The sequence below is a fragment of the Paraburkholderia diazotrophica genome, from assembly GCF_900108945.1.
GTDB lineage: Bacteria > Pseudomonadota > Gammaproteobacteria > Burkholderiales > Burkholderiaceae > Paraburkholderia > Paraburkholderia diazotrophica.
Window position 1 is genome coordinate 24875 of sequence record NZ_FNYE01000039.1, and the last position, 20180, is coordinate 45054.

Here is a 20180-nt window from a genome sequence, read left to right on the forward strand (position 1 = left end):
AGAAAAGTATGCTACCGCTTAATTCACTTTCTTGCACTTGGTTGTGCGTGCATCCATGCGTTCTTTCTTGCGTTTCCCGTCGCGCTCGTAAGTCCCGTAAGCCGCGAGGCTCATGAACACGCCGCCGCGAGCCGACGCGCCAACGCCTGCGCGCCCGGCATGTCGAGACGCAGCGAGGCATACGCGCTGCGCTTCACATCGTCGGGCAAAGTCCAGTCCCACTTCTCGTTGTCGATGTTGCCGATTGCGCGCAACGCGTCGCGGGTTTGCGCGGGCGTCAGCGCCGCGATGCGTTGCAGCGCGTCCTTCACCGAATCCGCGCCCGATGTGCGTACGCTGACCGTCGGCCCCTGATTCCATGCGTCGAGTCCTTCGGCGCGCAACAGCACGACGAGCGCATCGTTGATCCAGTCGCCCGACCATGTCGCGAGTATCGTGCTGCCGCCGTGCGTGAACACCGCGCGCGAGGCCAGTTCGTTCGACGCGAAGAAGCGCCGCGCCTCTTCGAGCAGTTCGCGGCCCGACGCATCGACGAACACGACGGGCTCTGCATCGTTCAGCACGTTGAACATCTCGCGCCGCACTGCATCGTGCACGAGCGAGCCGCTTCCGTCGAACACGGGCGGCACGCCGCCCTGATCGGGCTTCACGTAGACGGTTTTCTTGCCCGCGTCGACTTCCTGCACGCGCCAGCGCTGCCCGCCGAACACGATGCCCTGGCCCGCCGTCAACGGCCGCGACACGGGCAACGAGCCCAGCACCTTCGCGCCGGCAATGATACGGAACTCGTCGTCGGTCGTGAACGACGCGTAGAACTCATAGTGATTGACGAGCCGCTCGCCCGCCACGCCGTGCAGCAGCAAGCCGCCCGCTTCCTGCACAAGCAGATCCTTCGCGCCGAGGCTGCGCAGGATGGCCGCGAACGTCGCCTTGTCGATCGCACCGAACGGGCCGCTCGCGACCAGCGTGTCCCACAGTTCGCTCGCCGTCGCGCCGCCGCGTTCGGCGATGATCGACAGCACCTGCTGCACGAACGTCGACGGATGCATGCCGCCAGCGCGCGGCGGCTCGAACCAGCCGCGCAGCAGCAGATTCACCATCGCCACCGACTGCACGAGGCTTTCGCGCAGCCGGTCCGACAGATCGGCGTCGCTGTGCAGCTCTGCCTCGACGCAATAGCAGCGCAGAATCGCCGCTTCGCCCTTGCGGCGCCCCGAGCGTCCGAGCCGCTGCCGCAAGCTCGCGACCGACGGCGGCGCGCCCACCTGCACGACACTCTTTACCGCACCGATGTCGATGCCCAGTTCGAGCGTCGTCGTGCAGACTGCGCTCGCGGGCCGGTCGCCCGCCTTCAGCGCCTGTTCCGTCTGCTCGCGCAATTCCTTCGACAGGCTGCCGTGATGCGGCCAGAACTCGTTCGGATAGCCGTCGCGTTCGCACGCGCGGCGCAACAGGTCGGCGTAAAGCTCGACCTGCCGGCGGCTGTTCGGAAAGATCAGATTGTTCGAGCCGCGCAGCGCCTTGTACATGTGGTTCGCGACGTCGACGGTGCTGCCGGGCACGACGTCTTCGAGACCGGGATTCTCGATATCGGGTTCGAAGTGAATGCGCGGCGGCTTCTCGACATAGCCCTTGATCAGAATCTTCAGTTCCTGGCCCGCGCTGCCCGATTCGATGATCTGCACGTTCTGCGCCGCGCGTGGCCGCAAAAAATCGGCGGCGAGGCGCATGTCGCCGAGCGTCGCCGACAGGCCGACGCGCGGTACGCTGCGCGCGCACACGCGCTCGACACGCTGCATCAGCGACTGCAATTGCATGCCGCGCTCGGAGCCGATGAACGCGTGCAACTCGTCGACGACGACATAGCGCAGCGCGCCGAACGTCGCCGCCAGCGACGAGCCGCGCGTGACGAACATCGCTTCGAGCGATTCGGGCGTGATCAGCAGCACGCCAGCGGGCTTCTTCAGAAAGCGCTGCTTGCGGCCCGACGACACATCGCCATGCCAGCCGGTGACGGGAATCTCCAGCGCTTCGCACAGATCGTCGAGCCGCGACCACTGATCGTTGATCAGCGCCTTCAGCGGACTGATGTAGAGCACCGACCCGCTGCACGGCTCGTCGCGCAGCAGGTTCGAAAGAATGGGGAGAAACGCGGCTTCTGTCTTGCCCGCCGCCGTCGCCGCCGCGATGATCACGTCGCGGTCGGCATCGATCAGCGCGGGGACCGCGCGTTCCTGCGCATCGCGCAGCTCGGTCCAGCCTTCGCGCCAGATCCAGCGGCGAATGCGCTCGTCGAGCAGATCGAAGCTGCGCGAATCAGTTGAGCCGGAAGCTGGCGAGCTCATCGTCGCTGTCGGGAGCGGCATCGTTGACGATGTCGGCCGCGCCGCCCGTGTCGCGCTCGATGTCGAGGCTGCCGATCAGCTCGCGCCAATCCGCCGACGGATTCTGCTCCAGCACGGCGAGAAAATTGATGAACGCGGTGATCGTCGTGCGCGGCGTGCGGAAGTACGCTTCGCCCAGACGCGTCGCGCAGTGCGCCATGAACGCGGGAATCGCTTCCTCGGGCACGAGCGCCTTGCTTGCGTCGCCGAATGCGTACACGACGCGCAACTTGTCGAGCAGCACGTAGAAGTCTTCCGGCGTGAGCGCGGCGAGGCGGATCACAGGGCCGCTGTAGTCGACGAGTCCGTTCGTCGCGAACGCGTTTTCCGCGAGACGCGATTGCAAGGCAGCATAGCTGTAGAGGCCGCGCCGCGTATCGAGCAGAAACTCCGGCGTGCCGCCCAGCACGAAGCCGAGCCCTTCCGCCGTGCCTTGCAGCGAATCGTTCAGGATGCGCAGCAACTGTTCGTAGTTCGCGTTGCGCGCCTGGAGGTTCGCGAGCTTGTACAGGTTCACCATTTCGTCGAGGCATACCATCAGGCCGCTATAGCCCGCGAGCCGCACGAAGCGGCCGAGCAGCTTCAGCTGGTCGTACATGTTCGCGTCGTCGACGATCGTGCGCACGCCGAGCGCCTGGCGCGCGTCGGTGCGGGTCGAGAACTCGCCGCGCAGCCAGCGCACGGCATCGCTCTTCAGCTTCTCGTTGCCTTCGTCGAAGCCGCGGCAGTACGCGGCGATCACGTCGGCGAAATCGTAGCCGTTGACCATCTCCGTCAACTGCGAGAGCTGCGCGCGGATCACTTCGTCGCTGGTGCGGCCCGTCGCCTTCGCTTCCGTCTTCGCCTGGCCGATGAACTTCTCGACCACGCCGGAGAGCGCGCCGCCTTCGGGCTTCGTGCGCGTCGCCATGTTCTTCACCAGCTCCGCGTACAGCGAGCGCGCCTGGCCGCCCGACGCATGCAGACGCCGGTCCGGGTTCAGATCGCCATGAACGGTGACGAGCTTTTTCTCGAGCGCGATCGCGCGCACGAGGTTCAGGAAAAACGTCTTACCCGCGCCATACTCGCCGACGACGATGCGAAACGCCGAACCGCCGTCCGCGACGCGCTCGACGTCCTTCAGCAGCGCTTCGAGTTCGCGCGCGCGGCCGACCTGGATCAGATGCTGCCCGATGCGCGGCACGACGCCGGCGCGCAGGGATTGCAGGACCGCGTCGCGGTCTCTGGGGCGAATCGTTGTCATGCAGCCAACCTTTGTGCGACTTCCTGATTGATTTCGACGGGATCGTCCCCGTCCGTGAGCGGCTCGTCCCAATGATCGAGCGACGCCTCGTTTACCTGTTCGATCGCGCCATCCAGCATCAGTTCGAGATGCGACGCGGCGGCGGCGAGTTCGGTGCGCGTCCACGACGCTCGCGTCACGAGCAGGCGCAGGAAGGACGAGTGCGCGTCGTCGAGGCCGAGGAGCCGGGCTTGCGTTTCATCGTCGGTCTGCGCGGCTTCGGACTGCGTTGCTTCAGACTGCGTTGCTTCAGACGTTTGCCGTACATCCGACGCGGACGTTGCAGGTTCGGCGAGCATTTCGCGTTCCTCGTCGCGGACGGTCTGCTCCGCGTTCACTTCGACGGTCGCGGGTTGCTTCGCTTCCATAGGCTGGCTGTGCGCCCCACCGGCTGCTTCATGCGCCTCTTCGACGAACACGTCCGCCAGCATCGACGATACACGCGCAGTTTCCTCCTTCAGCGCGGCGATACGTGTCGCGTCGAGCGCGAACGCCGCCTTTGGCGCGGCGTGCTTCTGCGTATCGGCGTGCTTGTGCGCCCTCGTCTTTGCGCCCGCCACCGACGCCGATGCCGGCGCGCCGCTCGCGTGCTGGTGCAGATCCGTGTAAAGACGCTGCGGATCGATGCCGAGCATCCGATACACCTTTTCCAGCAGCCTCACTTCGTCGCGCGACACGACGCCGTCGGCGTTCGCCGTATGCACCAGAAACGATGCGATCGTCGCCTTCACGTCCTGCGACAGCGGTTCCAGCTTTTTCTTCAGCCCGGCAGCGGCCGTCGGTTGCGCGAGTTGCACGAGATTACGCGCTTTCAGCCGCGCGCGCTGCCGCGCTGACAGATGCGGCCACTGCTCGATCTGCCACTCGATCACGGCCGTCTCGCGCTGAGTCGCATCGCCGTCCGCGCGCGCCACCGTCGCGGCCAGATCGACGATGATCGTCGCGACGTCGTACGCATCGTCGGTATGCAACGGGGCCGCGTCGGGCTCGATCGCGAACAGTGCGACGGCATCCGTCGGCTTCGGCGTGCGCGCGCCGAGGCGCACGTCGGGTTCGACGGCGATGCCCGCCTCCGCCAGCGCCGTCGTGAACACGACGGCCTTGTCGCGCGTCATCTTGCCGCCCGATCTGAAGCGCGCGAGCACCGCGCCGAACGTGCTGACGGTGGTCCCATACCCGATTTCGTCGGCGAGTGCGTCGATTGCATCGTGCGTCGCTTGCGGCCACATGTTCGCGGGCAGCATCAGCGTCGCTTCGAGCGTGCCCTGCGCTTCGGGATAGCGGCCGAGATAGCGACTGTACGCATCGAGCGCCGCGGCGCTCTCGTGCATCAGCAATTGCAGCTTGTTGCGCGTGCCGTTGACGGCTGCGATATCGGGCAGGCCAACCAGAAAGCCCGGCACGGGCACGTTCTTCAGCGCGCGGAACGACGGCTGCGGCGACGCGTCCAGCTTCGTCCGGTTGGCGGGCAGGATCATGCCGTCGCCGAAGCGCTCGCGATACTGGCGCATGAACACGCGATCGAATTCCTCGGGACAGCGCGCGACGGCCGTGCGTCGCACCATCATCGGATCGAGCTTGACCCACGCGAGCGCCCAGTCCGCCGGCAGCGGATGCTGGTCGAGCGCCGCCTGGCCGAACGCGACGCGCACGTTCAGTGGCACCTGATAACCCGTCGCCAGCCCGTCCGGCGCAGGCTGCAGATACATCCGCGTATGTCGCGACGCCATCAGCGAAAGCGCATCGAGCAGACCGCGCACGTGCTTTTGCCATGCGTAGTTCGCGTCGAGATTCAGCAGGCGGCGCAGTTCTTTTGCGATCGCGTTGAATTCGTCGCCGCTCACCTTGCCTGCCGCGCCGTCGACGAGCACGCGCCGCTCCAGCCCGTACAGGTAAAAAAACAGATAGCCGGTGTGGAGATCCGATTTGCGGCGATCGGATGCGAGCCATTCGACGTACGTGCGGCGCTGCGCCGGCGTGAGCCCGCCGTAGCTGAGCGCGGTGCTGCCGAGGCTGTCGGTCGGGTCCGCGCCCTCGCGAGCGAGATCGAAGCGCGCGTCGATCACACATGCTTCGATCGAATCGGTGTGCGAGCGCTGCACGTCGCCTGTGTAGAAAAAGCCTCCCTCGACCGCGATGCCGTCGATCTCCACGTGTTCGCCGGGCGCGATCCAGCGCGCGGACGAACGCACGGATGTATGCACAGACGGCCGCGCGCCGCCGGACGCGGGCCGGATGCGATAGGCGTCGGCGGGCGTGCCGGCTTCCGTCATCGATGCAAACGGCTCCTCGTCGTATGAGCCGGGAGAACTTGTCATGAAATAGCCTGGCTCAGCGTGAGCCTTGTGAGATCCGGATGAAAACTGCGAAGCAAAACGTGATGCCAGTGACGCCATAGACAACAGCGGCGCGGTGGAAGAATCGAGCGGTTCGCGGGCACGCCTTGCAGCGACAGGCGGCGCATCGCGCGACGTGTTCTTCGATGCAAGCCTGATTGGGAACCTACGATAGGCGGCCAAAAGGGCCAGCGCCAGAACGATCGGATGGACGATCCGCATGTGGCCATCCGGCGCAAGAACGGCAAGCCCGAAAAGCACGCCAAACAGCACGTCAATTAACGACAGCTGAGCCCTTCCCGATACTGCTTCGCCCGCGGCTCATTGTTCTCCCGTCCGCCGCGTGCCGCCGCGGTCGCGGTCGCGGCCTGTTTTAACGGTTGATTATATTATCTTTTCCGGGATCGCTCAGACGCCGCTAAACGCCTGTTTGCGACGCGCGGCGCGGGGAACGCATCACGAATTCGCGCCCTCGACAACGGCATCGGCTTTCATGTGACTTGCGTGCGGGAGCGCACGCGGATCTCATACCCAATTCGCATATTTTCGGGGTTTGTTTTGCGAACTGGAGTAGACTGGCGATGTGTTGACCGCGCTGTCGATGTGCACAGATCCGATACCGTCGAATCCGCTTCGCGCCACATCCGGCGCCCACTCGCACGGTCATGCGTCGGACTTTTCACACCGTCTCTCAGGTTCTGGACGGCCCTCGGAATGCCAGAACCTATTCACGCCAGCGGAAGCTGGCGTCTTTTTGTGCGCAGCGAGAAAGGACACGTTCTGTGCCGCTGTCCCTGCGCTTGCCTCTTCTCCGGCCGCTGTCGACGACCCGACGGGACGCCGCCGCACCGTCGCATACGTCGCGAGCGCGAGCCCGCACCAGATCAGCCCGTAGCCCGTCAGATCGATGGTAGTCAGACGTTCGTGGAAAACCATGAGCGCAAGGGCGAAGGTCACGGTCGGCGTCACGTACTGCATCACGGCAGACTCGGTCAGCGAGACGAGCGGCATTGCATAGGCGTAAAGCGCGAGCGGCACGACCGTCAGCGGGCCCGCGAGCATCATCAGCACCGCCGCGCTCGCGCCAAACGACGTGAACGCGAGCGCATGACTCGACGACAGGAACGCAAAGTAGCCGAGCGCGAACGGCATCATCACGACGGTCTCGCGCCAGGTGCTGACGATCGCGTTCTTCGTCGGCCATAGCTTGCGGACCAGGCCGAGCAGCGAGAACGTCACGGTGAGCATCACGGCGAACACGGGCACGCCGCCGTGCGCGTAGCACTGAACGACCGTGCCGGCCAGTCCGAGCGCAAGTGCCGCAGCCTTCAGACCGTTAAGCCGCTCGTTCAGAAATACGATGCCCAGCGCCGCCGACAGCAGCGGATTCAGGAAATAGCCGAGACTCGCCTGCAATGCGTTGCCCGTCACGGACGCGAGGATATACACGACCCAGTTCGCCGACAGCAGCACGGCCGGCAGCAGCGCGAGCGCGAATGACCGCCAGCCGCCCATCTGCCGCCTCAACGCGGGCCTGAACCCGATCACCGCCGACAGCACCGCGAACGACCAGAACACGCGATGCGCGAGCATCTCCGGCGCGCTCACTTCCTTCAGATGCCAGTAGTACAGCGGCATCAGACCCCACCAGCACAGCGCCACGAGCAGCGCAGGGTAGCCGGCGCCTTCCTTGTGCTTCTGATTGTGTGCGTTCATTCCTGTAGCGCCTCATCGAGTCGGTCCATCAGAAATTCCACTTCGTCCACGCCGAAGATCAGGGGCGGCGACAGGCGCAGCGAACCCGACGAACGCGGCGACGCGGCATTCGGCATCGCCAGCACGCCGGCGTCGATCAGCGCCAGCCACACATCCGCCATGTTGATGTCCCACTGCGCACCGGGCGTGAGACTCAGCGCGAGTCCCTTGCCATGCAGCGTCAGACGCCCATCGAAGCGATCGGCGATGCGCCGTTCGATCAGCGCGCCCATCGCCGCCGAGTTATCGACGAGCCGTCCGCTTTCGACGAGATCGAGCACGATCAGTCCGCACTGCATCGCGAGCCGGTTGCCGCCGAACGTCGAGCCCTGCACTTTCGCCTTGCCGGGTGCGCCGAACACGGCGTCGAAGTCGCCGTCGTTCATCAGCACGGCCGACAGCGGCACGAGCCCGCCCGTCAGTCCCTTCGATACGACGATCATGTCGGGCGCCGCTTGCGCCACGTCGCGCATGCCGATCGCGTCGATGCCGAACCAGGCGCCCGCGCGCCCGAGCCCGCAGTACACCTCGTCGGCGATCAGCTTCGTGCCCGCCGAGCGGCACAGCCCGGCGAGCCGCGCCGATGTTTCCGCCGTCCAGTGCTGCGCCGCCGACGAGCCCGCCACCGGCTCGAACACGACGGCCGCGATCTTGCGGCTCGCCAGCATGTCTTCGAGCGCGGCGAAGTTGCCGGCGTCGACGTGATTCACGTTGCCCGGCTTCCAGGGCAACGCCTCTGTCCAGAACGGATTGCCCGTCATGAACGATGCGAACATCGACAGCCCATGGAACGAATCGCGAAACGCGACGACATCGCTGCGGCCTGTGCTTGTCATCGCGAACTTGACGGCGCTTTCCACGGCTTCGGCGCCCGTGGTTGCAAAGAACACTTTCTGAAAACGCCGGCTGCTCAGCGAGAGGAGCCTGTCGGCGAGCGCGAGTTGAGCTTCGGCGCATTCGAACGGAAACACGTTCAGCGACGTGCGCTGCAACGCATCGGTGAAGCGAGCGCTCAGCGTCGCATGCGCGTGACCCAGATTCGCCGTGCCGAAGCCCGCGAGACAATCGAGCAGTACGTGCCCGTCGGCCGCTTCGATGTAGCAGCCGTCGCCGCGCGCGCCCGTCATGTCGAGGCCCAGCTCGTCGAGAAACGTCTCCCAGTACGGATTGACGGAAGCGAAGCGCGACGACGCGCCGCCCGACTCGCGATCAGACTTCAAGCGCCCTCCTGCCTTCGCGGAGTCCATGAAACTCGAGTTGCGTCTGCCCGCCATAGAAGTACGCGACCGATTCCAGTTGCCGCATGTTCACTTCGAGCATGAACAGCGCTGCTTCGAGGCTGTAGCGCTGCTCGGCCGCCGTCACGTGCGGAACGTCGGCGAGAAAGAGCCGCGACAGGCTCGGATGATTCAGCTCGTCGTTCGTCTCGCCATGTTTCGCGGCGATGTCGCCCGCGTGCAGCGCGTTTTCGACGAGCGCGGCGATGTGCGCGTGAACGGGGCTGTGCTGGTCGCGCAAGCCCTCCGTGACCATGATCGACGCGAAGAACGCCGTGGGCATCCGATGCGCGAGCACCGTGTACGTATCGATATAGAGCGCCGTCAGCGGCAGCGGCACCGATGCGCGCACATCGGCTTCGTTCATGCCGAGCGCGACACAGGTGGCCAGCTCGAACGCTTCGTGGCCGTACTCCTCCTGAAAGTACTGGAAAAGCCGCGCGCGGAGATTGCGCTGCACACGCCGCGACAGCAGCGGCCCGAGTATCTCGACGAAGCGGTCCGTCACGTGATACTGCTCGATGTACAGGCCCTTCACGAGCGGCGTGATCTCGTTGCACGCGAGCGCCGCCGATGCATACGCGTTGCTGCCCAGTTGATCGAGCGCCCTGATCAGCAGCCGCTCCGCGCGCGCCGCGAGCGTGAGGCCGCTGCATGCGTCGTCAAAGCGCGCGGTATCAAAGGACGCGAAGGACATCATGCGCCTGCCGACGCGCAACGGCACAAGCTCGACGAAATGCGCGAACGACAGCAGATACATTTCGAGGTCGATGGGATCGAGCGAAGCGACGCTGCGGAAGCTCTCCAGCGCGGCGTCTTTCTGGCCGCGCGATCTCGCCGTCGCGTGCGCAAGAAACCAGCACACGTGGCGGAACACTTCTGCAAGCACGCGCTGCCACGCGATCAGGAGTTCGGGCGCGTTCCGGCGCGCGTACGCAAGCTGGAAATGAAGGGCTTGCAGCGCGAAGTTGTCCGCGAACGGGCCCGCTGATTTGCCTGAGAACGGAAACGTGCCAGGCGGCGCAGCACGTTCGTCGTCATCGTCGGCGAGCATCTCGTGAACGGCGGCGAGCGTGTCCTTGTACATCGCAAGCCGCGCCTCGACGACAGCGGCGAGACGCTGGCCGACTTCTGCGCACATCGCGATCGCGCGTTCGGCGCCCGACGTCACGCTGTCGATGCCCGAGTCGGTCTCTTCGATCAACGACAGCGCGTCGAGCTGTACCGTCAGCGCGCGTACCCACGCGGGGCACGCGCCACGATTGAGCTTCGTCCAGATGTCGGATGAAGGCCGCATCAATTGCGCGACGACATCGGCCACTTCGTCACGCGCGACGCCTTCGAACGACAGATCGATGGCATCGTCGCCGACGCCGATCGTCAATACGTCGTCGTCGCCCGGCGCGACCTCGCACGGCACCAGCGCGGGCCGTCTGTATCGATCGATATCCCAGCGTTCCATGACCGTGCTCAGGCAAAGATGCGGGGCTTCACGACGGGCTGCCTGCCGTAGTAATTGAAAATCTGGTTCTCTTGCAGCACCATCGTTTCGATCGCGAGCATCACGTGCTTTTTCACGGTCAACTGCTCTTCTGGCGACACGGCGTCGATCCCGGAGAGCAGCGTGAGCGAAATGTCGTCGTGATCGAACTCGTCGTTGATTGACGCGTGACGGGCGATCGGGCGCCAGAAGCCTTCCGGGATGCCCGTCTCGCGGCAATAGTCGGCCAGTTCGACATGAAAGCTCACGCCTGGCTGCTCGAACAGGAAAAGCAGCGCCTTGAAGCTCAATGGATGCTGACGCGCGTACACGCCGAGCGACGCGCACAACGCGAATGTGGCGGGCAGCGGCACCAGATAGTCGAGGTTGTCGGTGCGAATGGACACGGCATGCAGCGACTGGCGCAGCATCTCATCATGATTCAGCTCCGACGCGAGAAAGCCTTGCAGCAGCTTCTGCACCTTCACGGGTTCGGCGTGGCCGAGCGCGGGCGCAATCAGGCCCGGTGCCTCCCGGACGATGTAGAAGTATTCGAGCGCATAGCCGATCAGCGCGCTGCGCGGCAGCGTTCTATCGCGCAGGCCCTGATAGAAGCGCGACTTCGATTTGCGCTCGATCGTTTCGGCGGCGAACTTCCTGATCCGATGGTAGAACTCCTCGCCCGACAGGCACCCTCGCGGCGCCGGAAAAGCGCTCTCCGTGAGCAAGCCGAGCCGGTCGAATTCTTCGATCAGCCCGTCGATCTCGGGCGAGAGATCGGCATGCCTGCGCTTCAGTTCGGCAATCGTCGCGTCGCCCAGCTTCAGCGAATCGGCGAACGCCTGCAATGAGCCCTGCATGTCGGCGACGACGGAGCACGACTGCTCGCGATAGTCGATCGTCAGGCCGTTGTGTTCCTGAATCAGCTGAACGCCGGGACGAAAGCGCGGCGCGGAAAAGAGATCCGATGCGGTCGTGGCCTGCATTACGCCTCCTCGTCGACGTCGAGCTTGCGCAACAGCGTCGGCGACGTCGAATAGTGTTCCCAGATGCCCGTATAGAACTGGTCGTACAGTTCGATGAACAGATGCGTCTGCGCGCGCATGCGCCGCACGTCCGTTTCCGCGATGGCGGGGATGCGCGAGAAGATCTTGCGCGTGAGGCTGCCGTGTCCGCCGTGCAGATTGATATCGGAATGCGCCTTTACAGGCCTGAGCAACGCGGGATCGACGCCGATCCGGTACGCGGCATCGAGAAAGGAATCCTGCTTGATGTCCTTCCCTTCGAGAATGCCGAGCGTCGAAAAGAAGAAGAGCGGATCGCTGTGCGCCCAATACGCGAGCGCATTGCATAACGCCATGGTCTGCGGCAGCGGCACCGTGCGCGCGAGGTCTTCGCGCGTGACGCCGAGCGTGCTCAGCGCCTTGAGCAGCAGTTCGTCGTGACCGTACTCTTCCGCGTAAAACTCGTTCATCGCGAGCCGCACGCCCGTATTCGCGACGTACGAAAGAACGGGCGCGTCGAAGTAGCTTTCGCGGAACAGAAAATGGTAGTTCTCGACGATCATCCCTTGGATCACGTTGAGCGGTATGTCGTCGCGCGTGCTCGCCGATGCGCATTTCTCCCAGAACACGTTCGTGTAGAGCGTGCGGTACAGCAGTTCGTTGGCGAGATCTTCGAGTTCGAGCAGCACGTCAAGGCCGCTGCGGGCGAGCGCAGGCTTCACCGCGCGCACCAGTTGCAGCTCCTTCAGACGGCCGAACAGTTTCTGTTCATAAGTCGAGCAGCGCGCCAACACCTCGTCGGCCTTGATACCCGAGCGCAGCGCGCTGATGAGTGGCGCTGCGTCTTCACCGTCGGCGGACGCCGGAAATTCGTATTGATGCTCGTCGTCTTCGATGACGAGCGAAGGCGACGTGCTGAGACACTTTCCCGCCAGCACGAACGCGTGTGGTTCAAAGATGTCGTCGATCACGACAGCCTCCGTTCGCGGCCGGCACGCGGAGTGCCGGCCCGCTCGTTACAGGTGGACGGGGATGAGCACGGGGCGGGCTTTGCGCGGCTTGACCACGACCGTCACCTTCCTGTCGTCCTGCGGGTCCGTTTGCGGCTGCGCCTGGGACTGCTGCTGCGGCTGAACCTGTTGAACCTGCGTTTGCGTCGTCATTTCAATCTCCTTCGGTTAATGGTTTAAATCTGCACTACTTAACAATCTGCCCACTTAAAGTGGTCAGTTCTGCGCACCCGGAGCCAGAAACCCGAGCCATGTGACAGGCAGCACCGCCCCGCCGCGGCGGCAAGACGATGAGCGCAACAGGCTTGTAGATGCAGCCCCCGTTCTCCGTCGTGAATCCCGACACCGGCGGCTCCTTCGTGTCCGTTCCGGCTCAGTCAGACGTGTATGTGTTTATCCGCCAGATGCCATACGTCGCAGCAAGCGGTCGCAGCAAAGTAATTGCGGCGCAACGACCGTGGCAAATCGCGCTGTGATCGAATGCGTGCCCGAGTGTCGCACTGAGACCGCAGACTGAACGCTCGACCCACAAAACGGGCGCTCCCGCAGTGGGGAGCGCGCTCAAAGGTCGATTTCAGACTGGTCGGTCCGGTCGGAGTCTCGTTAGCGGCCGCCGTTCGATGGTTTCTCTCAGGTTCGGTTCTCTCAGGTTCTGCTGGGCCATGTCGTTTCGCACGGCCTCGGAAGTCCTTTCGATACAGTTCTGCTTTCGTACGATCACTCAAAGTGTTCGGCCGTCTTCACCGGCGATTGGCGAATTCGCCAAATGCTAAGCAAGCTATTGATTTAAAGCCATTTTCAGCTAACAATCTGCGCGAAGAATTCTCTTCGTCGGACCTATTGTTCCGGTAAACTTCGACGACTGGAATGAACACTTTCGATCAATTTGCGCGAAGTGTTCGGTGAACTTGCTCGAACACTTTGAACGGGAGGCGAATGAAAATTACCCTCGACGTCGCAACTTCCACGCCGCTCACGGAGCAGATTGTCGGGCAGGTCGAGGCATTGATCCTGTCGCGCGAATTGCGCGTCGGCATGCGCCTGCCGTCCATCCGCAAGTTCGCGGCCGAGCACAACATCAGCCGCTTTCCCGTCATCGAGGCGTACGACCGGCTCGCCACGCGCGGCCTGCTCCAGCCGAAGCACGGCTCCGGCTACTACGTCGCCGAGCAGTTCGAAAAAGCGCCGCGTGCCACGCGCGGGCTCGACGCGATCCGCGCGACGCCCGAGTCCGACCAGATCCTGCGCCAGTTCGAGCGGCCCGACGAAGTGCTGAATCTGTCGATCGGCTTCATTCCCGAAGCGTGGCGCGATGTCGAAGGAATCGCGCAGGCGATCCGCCAGGCGTCGCGCACGGACGCCCGCAGCCTGATCGATTACGCGATCCCGCAAGGCGACCCGCAATTGCGTCTGCAGATCGAACAGCGGCTGGCATTTGTCGGCGTGACGGCGGAACCGCAGAACATCATGGTGACGAACAGCGCCAGCGAGGCGCTCGATCTCGTCGTGCGGATGCTGCTCAAACCCGGCGACACGGTGTTCGTCGAAGATCCCGGCTACTTCAACCTGTTCGGCCTGCTCAAGCTGCAAGGCATCGAGCTGGTCGGCGTGCCGCGTCTGTCGACGGGGCCAGATGTCGAAGCCGTCGAAGCGCTGCTGAAAGCGCACCGGCCCAAGCTCTTTTTCCTCAACACCGTCTTTCACAATCCGACGGGCACGAACGTGGCGCCGCACGTCGGCTTCAGGCTGCTGCAACTCGCGCAGGAGCACGACTTCATGATCGTCGAAGACGATGTGTATGCCGATTTCCAGACCATTCCGACGCAACGTCTCGCGTCGCTCGACCGGCTCACGCGTGTCGTGTACATCGGTGGATTTTCGAAGAGCCTGTCGTCGTCGCTGAGGCTCGGCTATATCGCGGCGGAAGCGGGGCTCGTCAAGCATTTCGTCGAAGTGAAAGCGCTGACGAGCCTCGGCGGTACGCGTTTCAGCGAGCGCGTGGTAGCCGCGCTGCTCGAGCGCGGCACCTATCGCAAGCATCTGGAGCGGCTGCGCCGGCGCGTGAACGGCGCGATCTCGACGGCGGTGGAACTGCTTGCAAGCGTCGGCTGGCAGGTGTTCGACGAGCCTTGCGGCGGCACGCTCGTGTGGGCGCGCGTGCCCGGCGTGCCGAATTCGGATGTGTTCGTCGCCGAGGCGGCCCGCTCGGGCATCACCGTGCAGCCCGGCAGCTACTACCGGCCGCACGGCGAGCCGACGCCGTGGGTCCGCTTCAACACCGCGTATCTCGACAACGAGCGCGCGATGGGATTTCTGCGGCGCGCGGCGAAACTGGGCGGATGAACCGACAGGCAAACGCCGGCGGCAGCGAATGAAGGCTAAGCCGACTCAACCGCGCTGCTGCCGCGTAAGCAACTGGAGCCGCTCACGCGCTTCACTCACGCTCTCGAACCGGTCGTTTTCATCGTTGAAGACGGTGATGCGCCCGTGCCCGATGTCGTACACCCAGCCCTGCACATCGAGGCGCCGTTGCGCGAGCCGCCCCGCGACGGACGGATGCGTGCGCAGATGCATCAGTTGCAGCCGGATGTTCTCTTCGACGAGCGCCTGCACGAGCTGATCGCGGCCCACGTTGCGCGCCTGCACGACGCTGCGCGCCGTCTCCGCGTTGCGCAGCCAGGCGTTGACGGTCGGCATGTCTTCGGCTGTCATCGGAGCCGTGCCCGCGAGCCCGCGCATCGCGCCGCAATCGCTGTGTCCGCACACGACGATCTGCCTCACGTTCAACGCAAGCACCGCATATTCGACGACGGCTGACACGCCGCCCAGCATCTCGCCGTAAGCGGGGACGATATTACCGATGTTGCGGCACACGAACAGCTCGCCGGGATGCGTCTGCGTAATCATTTCCGGCGACACGCGCGAATCGGCACATGTGATGAAGAGCGTATGCGGCGCCTGCCCTTGCGCGAGGCTCTCGAAGAGCGCCTGGGTGGCGGGAAACACCTGGTCGCTGAACTGCTCGACCCCTTCGAGCAGATGTAGCAGATCCGGGTTCGCCGGATCGCGAAGGCGCCTCGTGTTGAGCAGATCGTCCGGCATGAAAATGGTCCCCCTTCGCAGTGCGCCTCGATGATGATTGAAGGAGAGTGTACGACGGGTTCGCGTCAGCTGACGGACGGGTGCGGTCCAGCGGAGGCGGAAGAACGCAGCGGATCGCGGTGCGCGATGCTGCCGGCAGAAATTCGGGCAGAAATTCGGGCAGAAGTTCGGACAGAAGCGCTGGGCGGAAAAAAAGCCCCGGCCGGACGTGATCGGAGCGGCGCGGGGCTCGACAAAAGCTCGCCTGTTCTCAAGAGGCGATCTCACGTTACCCGCATCAAAAAACCGGAGCAATCGAAAAAAACCCCGGTCTCCGGGTGCCGGAGACCGGGGGAAGCTCTCTCGCGCGCGAAGGGACCACCGCGCACACGAGCCACTTTAGCGGTTCCCGTGCGGCGGATTAATCCGTCTCGGGTGAACAGTCCTTTCCTGCGTGCGCAAACGCATGCAAGCGCGGTAGCGGCTCATCGCCTGCCCTGCTTGCTTGAACTACGTTCGCTCCGTCCGCGTGCGAGGCGGATGCGTGCGCGCCGTGCATGCGGCGCAGATACCCTGCAACGCCAGCGTCCTGCCGACGAAGCGCATCCCGAACTTCTTCGCGATCGCGTTGCGCCGGCGGTCGAACGCCGGGTCGGAGAATTCCTCGACGCGTCCGCACACGACGCATACGAATGGTCGTGCGCCTTGCCCCTATTCAGCTCATAGAGGCTATGGTGCTTGCCGAGCGGCACGCTCGCGACGAGCTCGGCGTCGACGAGCTGATTGACCACGCGATAGGTAGTCGACAGATTCATCCGCTCGCCGCTCGCCGTAATGCGCCGATGAATCTCTTCCGCACTGTAGTGGCCGTGCTCCGCATGCTGCAGATAATCGAGCACGGCAGCCTGCGCGGCCGTACCTGCGAGGCCGGCGCGCCTCAGCGCGTCGAGGGGATGTATCGGGGATGGGGAACGTGGCGGCATGCGCAGCCGTTCTGTATCGATCGGAAGGTACCGGCTTCCAGCCTATGACATCGGCTCGCACATTTCCGGAACCTTGTTGATTGCGATTCGCGTTCGGTAAAGCGCGCGCGTTGCGCATGCGGTTGATCTAGTTGCTCCACTTGCGCCATTTGATCCACTGCGCGAACCAGCGTGCGCAACTCACATCGCGCGAATCGCGCGCTGCCACTACACAGAATCAAATCAGCGCGAAGAACGCTTGCGCTCGACGGCATCGCGAGACGGCACGCGATGCTCGGCCGGTCTGAGCGACGGATTCTTGCGCCACGCGTCCTGGCGGTCGCGGACGCGGTTGCGAACGAGCTCGGCCGTCTGCCACGATGCGAGCGCAACGCAGCCGAACACGACCTCGCGCATCCGTTTGATGAGCGCAAGCGAAAATGCCGTGTGCTCGTCGACGCCGAACATCCGCGCGAGCAGCACGACGACGGCCTCCTGTACGCCGAGCCCCGACGGCACGAAAAACGCCGCATGCCGCGCGGCTTGCGTGAGCGCCTCGACGGCGATCGCGCCGCCGATCGAAACGGGATGCCCGAGCATCCACAGCGCGAGATACACCTCGGACGCGCCCAGCACATAGCCGGCGAACTGCCACAGAAACGCGCGCAGCAGCAGGCCTGGTTCGCGCAGCAACGCATCGATGGCGGCATCGAGCCGCGCGCCGCCCATGCGCTCGACGCCCCAATGCTCGCTCATCGGCAGACGCGCGGACCATCGCTCGATCGCGTGAAAGAGCCCGCCGCGCCGCAACAGCACGAACACGACGACGGGTAACGGCAGCGACAGCACGAGCGCCGCGCCGACCGTCACGAGCATCGCGTCGTGCCCCGTCTGCGCGACAATCATCACGAGACCGATGGCCGCGAACACGTATTGGACGGCCATCGTCACCAGCACCTCGACGATCACCGACGCGCCGACCACGCTCGCGTCATCCGCCCGCCAGCGCGCAAGCCGCACGCCGACAAACTCGCCGCCGATGCTCGCCACCGGCAACAGCCGGCTGACCGCCTCGCGCACCGTCGCGACCCACCACAGATACGCGAGCGGCGTGCGCTTGCCGAGCAGCAGCCGCCATGCCTGCGCATCGAGCAGCAGCGGCAGCGCATGCAGCGGCACGAGCCACAACAGCGCAAAGCCGGCCGCGCCGATCGCGCGCAGCACATCGTCCATCCCGCCGTGCAGCGCCAGCGCGATCAGCACCGCGATGCCCACCGGCAACCCCAACCATTTAAGCCACTTCATCACTTCGTCATACGTAAGTCCGCTGCGAGAACACATCGGCGAAACCGCCCGTGATGGCCCCGCTCGCGGCAATTGCCGATGCAACGCGCCCGGACACCAGCGCGTCGAATTCGTCGCTGTGCCGGTATGTCTGCATCGTGGGCGTGATCGCCCCGTCTCCGGCCACAGCCGGATGACCGTAAATCTCTCCGACCCCTTCCGGCAGCCGCGCGAGCGCGGCAAGCAGCGCCGCTTCGTCGAGCCGCCCCGTCTGCGACATGCCGATCACGTAATCGTTGTGCGCGATTCCTGCATTATCCAACTGCTTGCGCACGCGAGCCATCCAAGGTCTGATCCACGCCGGCGCGCCGGGTTCATACGGCAGACGCATCGCGTTCAACCCGAAGTCGCTGCCGACCTCGATGATCAGCGCGAGCACCGTCGGATGCAGGTGAAAGTGCTTGTGCGTGTTCACGTGATCGAGCTTCAGCCCCGTATGCGCGAACGCCTGGAACTGCGCGCGGATTTCCGCCTTCAACTGACGGCGCACTTCCGGCAGGAAGAAAAAGCGAAAGCCGTCGCGCACCATCCGGTCGCCGAAACGCCCGTGCCTGTCGACGAGCGCCGGCACGAGTTGCGTCGCGAGCATGGGGACGCCGTCGGCCAGCACGATATGCAGGCCGACGCGCAAGGTCGGATTGCGCTGCGCGCGCCGCACGGCATCGGCGGCGGCGGGTGCCGAGACCATCAGGCTCGCCGCCGTGAGCACGCCGTTTTGATGCGCGCGCTCGACGGCTTCGTTGATGCGCGTATGCAGGCCGAAGTCGTCGGCGGTAACGATCAGTGCGCGTCGGGGCCTGCCCGGCTGCGTCATGCCTCGTGAGCCCGCAGGAAGCGGAAGAACTCGACGCCTTCGCGCAGACGCCGCTTCATCATGTCCCAGCTCATCAGCATTTCGCGCACGATTTCCCAGATCTTCGACGGCCGGAAATAGAACTGGCGATAGAACTGTTCGAGGTGGTGATAGATCTCTTCACGCGACAGATGCGGATAGCCGATGGCGGCAAGCTGCACGCCTTCCTTGCTGACGAGATTGATCACCTTGTTCTCTTCGAGCCAGCCGTTTTCGACGGCCTGCTGGTAGAGCGTCGTACCGGGATACGGGGCCGCGAGCGACACCTGAATCGTGTGCGGATTGATCTCCTTCGCGTACTCGATCGTCTTCCTGATCGTCTCTTGCGTCTCACCCGGCAGGCCGAGAATGAAGGTGCCGTGAATCTTGATGCCGAGCTTGCGGCAGTCATCGGAGAAGCGGCGCGCGATGTCGGTGCGCAGGCCCTTCTTGATGTTCAGCAGGATCTGGTCGTCGCCGGACTCATAGCCGACGAGCAGCAGACGCAGACCGTTTTCCTTCATGATCTTCAGCGTCGAATACGGCACATTCGCCTTCGCGTTGCACGACCACGTGACACCCAGCTTGCCGAGACCGCGCGCGATCTCTTCGACGCGCGGCTTGAAGTCGGTGAACGTGTCGTCGTCGAACATGATCTCCTTCACTTCGGGCATGTTGTCGCGAATCCACTTCACTTCTTCGAGCACGTTCTCGACGGAGCGCGTGCGATAGCGATGGCCGCCCACCGTCTGCGGCCACAGGCAGAACGTGCAGCGCGAACGGCAGCCGCGCCCCGTGTAGATCGACACATACGGATGCTTCAGATAGCCGATGAAGTAGTTGTCGATCTTGAGGTCGCGTTGATAGACGGGCGCGACGAACGGCAGCTCGTCCATGTTTTCGAGGATCGGGCGCGCTTCGTTATGCTCGATCGAACCGTCGGCGGCGCGATAGCTCAAGCCCTTGATCTGCGCGAGCGGCAGTCCTTCGGCGAGTTCCTTGCAGGTGAAATCGAATTCTTCGCGGCAGACGAAGTCGATCGCATCGCTCGCGGTCAGCGAGTTGTGCGGATCGACGGCCACCTTCGCGCCGACCATGCCGACCATCACCTTCGGCGCGCGCGCCTTCAACTGCTCGGCGAAGAGCGCATCCGTCGGGAACGACGGCGTGCTCGTATGAATGACGACGACCTCGTATTCCGCCGCGATCGCAAGCGTCGCTTCCACCGATAAACCATCGGCGGGCGCATCGAGCACGCGGCTGCCCGGCACGAGCGCAGCCGGCTGAGCGAGCCACGTCGGATACCAGAACGAGCGGATCTCGCGCTTCGCCTGATAGCGCGACCCCGCGCCGCCATCGAAACCGTCGTACGACGGCGCCTGCAAAAATAACGTCTTTTTCATAGTCGTTTTCCACGAGTTTCAATTGAGCCG

Annotated in this window: 15 protein-coding genes; 1 reads left to right on the forward strand and 14 read right to left on the reverse strand. The window is 64.3% G+C overall.

The window, feature by feature from the left end:
* Positions 1-110 precede the first annotated feature (110 nt).
* The 9 genes from BMW76_RS32455 to BMW76_RS41395 form a co-directional block, all read right to left on the reverse strand.
* A complete protein-coding gene (locus tag BMW76_RS32455; RefSeq protein ID WP_090872775.1) occupies positions 111-2345 on the reverse strand; it encodes a DEAD/DEAH box helicase in 2235 nt (744 codons plus the stop codon).
* Entirely contained in the window at positions 2317-3627 is a 1311-nt protein-coding gene (locus BMW76_RS32460) for an ATP-binding protein (protein WP_090872692.1), read from the reverse strand. Before BMW76_RS32460 ends, BMW76_RS32455 begins: the two co-directional genes overlap by 29 nt.
* Entirely contained in the window at positions 3624-5984 is a 2361-nt protein-coding gene (locus tag BMW76_RS32465) for a tellurite resistance TerB family protein (RefSeq protein WP_090872694.1), read from the reverse strand. The genes BMW76_RS32460 and BMW76_RS32465 overlap by 4 nt, the downstream gene beginning before the upstream one ends.
* A 681-nt stretch (positions 5985-6665) precedes the next feature.
* Positions 6666-7718 carry an EamA family transporter RarD gene (gene rarD / locus BMW76_RS32470; RefSeq protein ID WP_090872696.1) on the reverse strand — a complete coding sequence of 351 codons (1053 nt, stop codon included), beginning with the start codon at positions 7716-7718 and terminating at the stop codon, positions 6666-6668.
* A complete protein-coding gene (locus BMW76_RS32475; protein ID WP_245763467.1) occupies positions 7715-8977 on the reverse strand; it encodes an aspartate aminotransferase family protein in 1263 nt (420 codons plus the stop codon). Before BMW76_RS32475 ends, rarD begins: the two co-directional genes overlap by 4 nt.
* A complete protein-coding gene (locus BMW76_RS32480) occupies positions 8967-10496 on the reverse strand; it encodes an iron-containing redox enzyme family protein (protein WP_090872700.1) in 1530 nt (509 codons plus the stop codon). The genes BMW76_RS32475 and BMW76_RS32480 overlap by 11 nt, the downstream gene beginning before the upstream one ends.
* A gap of 8 nt (positions 10497-10504) precedes the next feature.
* Complete coding sequence (locus BMW76_RS32485) at positions 10505-11500, reverse strand: iron-containing redox enzyme family protein (RefSeq protein ID WP_090872702.1); 996 nt, start codon at positions 11498-11500, stop codon at positions 10505-10507.
* A complete protein-coding gene (locus tag BMW76_RS32490; RefSeq protein ID WP_245763468.1) occupies positions 11500-12489 on the reverse strand; it encodes an iron-containing redox enzyme family protein in 990 nt (329 codons plus the stop codon). Before BMW76_RS32490 ends, BMW76_RS32485 begins: the two co-directional genes overlap by 1 nt.
* Positions 12490-12534: 45 nt before the next feature.
* A complete protein-coding gene (locus BMW76_RS41395; RefSeq protein ID WP_177200556.1) occupies positions 12535-12681 on the reverse strand; it encodes a hypothetical protein in 147 nt (48 codons plus the stop codon).
* Between the two features lie 783 nt (positions 12682-13464).
* On the opposite strand from BMW76_RS41395, the gene BMW76_RS32495 reads away from it, so the two are divergent.
* Positions 13465-14871 (forward strand): aminotransferase-like domain-containing protein, encoded by a 1407-nt coding sequence (locus BMW76_RS32495; RefSeq protein WP_090872704.1) that lies wholly within the window; start codon positions 13465-13467, stop codon positions 14869-14871.
* 45 nt (positions 14872-14916) lie between these two features.
* On the opposite strand, the gene BMW76_RS32500 is transcribed toward BMW76_RS32495, so the two are convergent.
* The 5 genes from BMW76_RS32500 to hpnJ all read right to left on the reverse strand — a co-directional run bounded on the left by BMW76_RS32500 (position 14917) and on the right by hpnJ (position 20150).
* Positions 14917-15630 (reverse strand): carbonic anhydrase, encoded by a 714-nt coding sequence (locus BMW76_RS32500; protein WP_090872706.1) that lies wholly within the window; start codon positions 15628-15630, stop codon positions 14917-14919.
* Positions 15631-16094: 464 nt separating this feature from the next.
* On the reverse strand, positions 16095-16592 hold the full coding sequence (locus tag BMW76_RS32505; protein WP_245763469.1) for a Fur family transcriptional regulator: 498 nt from the start codon (positions 16590-16592) through the stop codon (positions 16095-16097).
* A 222-nt stretch (positions 16593-16814) separates the two neighbouring features.
* Entirely contained in the window at positions 16815-17879 is a 1065-nt protein-coding gene (locus BMW76_RS32510) for a lysylphosphatidylglycerol synthase domain-containing protein (RefSeq protein ID WP_090872708.1), read from the reverse strand.
* A 4-nt stretch (positions 17880-17883) separates the two neighbouring features.
* Positions 17884-18729, reverse strand: a complete 846-nt coding sequence (hpnK, locus tag BMW76_RS32515) for a hopanoid biosynthesis-associated protein HpnK (protein WP_090872710.1) — start codon at positions 18727-18729, stop codon at positions 17884-17886.
* On the reverse strand, positions 18726-20150 hold the full coding sequence (gene hpnJ, locus BMW76_RS32520; protein ID WP_090872712.1) for a hopanoid biosynthesis associated radical SAM protein HpnJ: 1425 nt from the start codon (positions 20148-20150) through the stop codon (positions 18726-18728). Before hpnJ ends, hpnK begins: the two co-directional genes overlap by 4 nt.
* Positions 20151-20180 lie beyond the last annotated feature (30 nt).

What these genes read in the sequence shown, in the direction of transcription:
- hpnJ (WP_090872712.1), bottom strand. Translation starts at nt 20,150, where the DNA reads ATGAAAAAGACGTTATTTTTGCAGGCGCCGTCGTACGACGGTTTCGAT.
- rarD (WP_090872696.1), bottom strand. Translation starts at nt 7,718, where the DNA reads ATGAACGCACACAATCAGAAGCACAAGGAAGGCGCCGGCTACCCTGCG.
- BMW76_RS32505 (WP_245763469.1), bottom strand. Translation starts at nt 16,592, where the DNA reads ATGCCGCCACGTTCCCCATCCCCGATACATCCCCTCGACGCGCTGAGG.
- BMW76_RS41395 (WP_177200556.1), bottom strand. Translation starts at nt 12,681, where the DNA reads ATGACGACGCAAACGCAGGTTCAACAGGTTCAGCCGCAGCAGCAGTCC.
- BMW76_RS32480 (WP_090872700.1), bottom strand. Translation starts at nt 10,496, where the DNA reads ATGGAACGCTGGGATATCGATCGATACAGACGGCCCGCGCTGGTGCCG.
- BMW76_RS32485 (WP_090872702.1), bottom strand. Translation starts at nt 11,500, where the DNA reads ATGCAGGCCACGACCGCATCGGATCTCTTTTCCGCGCCGCGCTTTCGT.
- hpnK (WP_090872710.1), bottom strand. Translation starts at nt 18,729, where the DNA reads ATGACGCAGCCGGGCAGGCCCCGACGCGCACTGATCGTTACCGCCGAC.
- BMW76_RS32500 (WP_090872706.1), bottom strand. Translation starts at nt 15,630, where the DNA reads ATGCCGGACGATCTGCTCAACACGAGGCGCCTTCGCGATCCGGCGAAC.
- BMW76_RS32495 (WP_090872704.1), top strand. Translation starts at nt 13,465, where the DNA reads ATGAAAATTACCCTCGACGTCGCAACTTCCACGCCGCTCACGGAGCAG.
- BMW76_RS32465 (WP_090872694.1), bottom strand. Translation starts at nt 5,984, where the DNA reads ATGACAAGTTCTCCCGGCTCATACGACGAGGAGCCGTTTGCATCGATG.
- BMW76_RS32460 (WP_090872692.1), bottom strand. Translation starts at nt 3,627, where the DNA reads ATGACAACGATTCGCCCCAGAGACCGCGACGCGGTCCTGCAATCCCTG.
- BMW76_RS32455 (WP_090872775.1), bottom strand. Translation starts at nt 2,345, where the DNA reads ATGAGCTCGCCAGCTTCCGGCTCAACTGATTCGCGCAGCTTCGATCTG.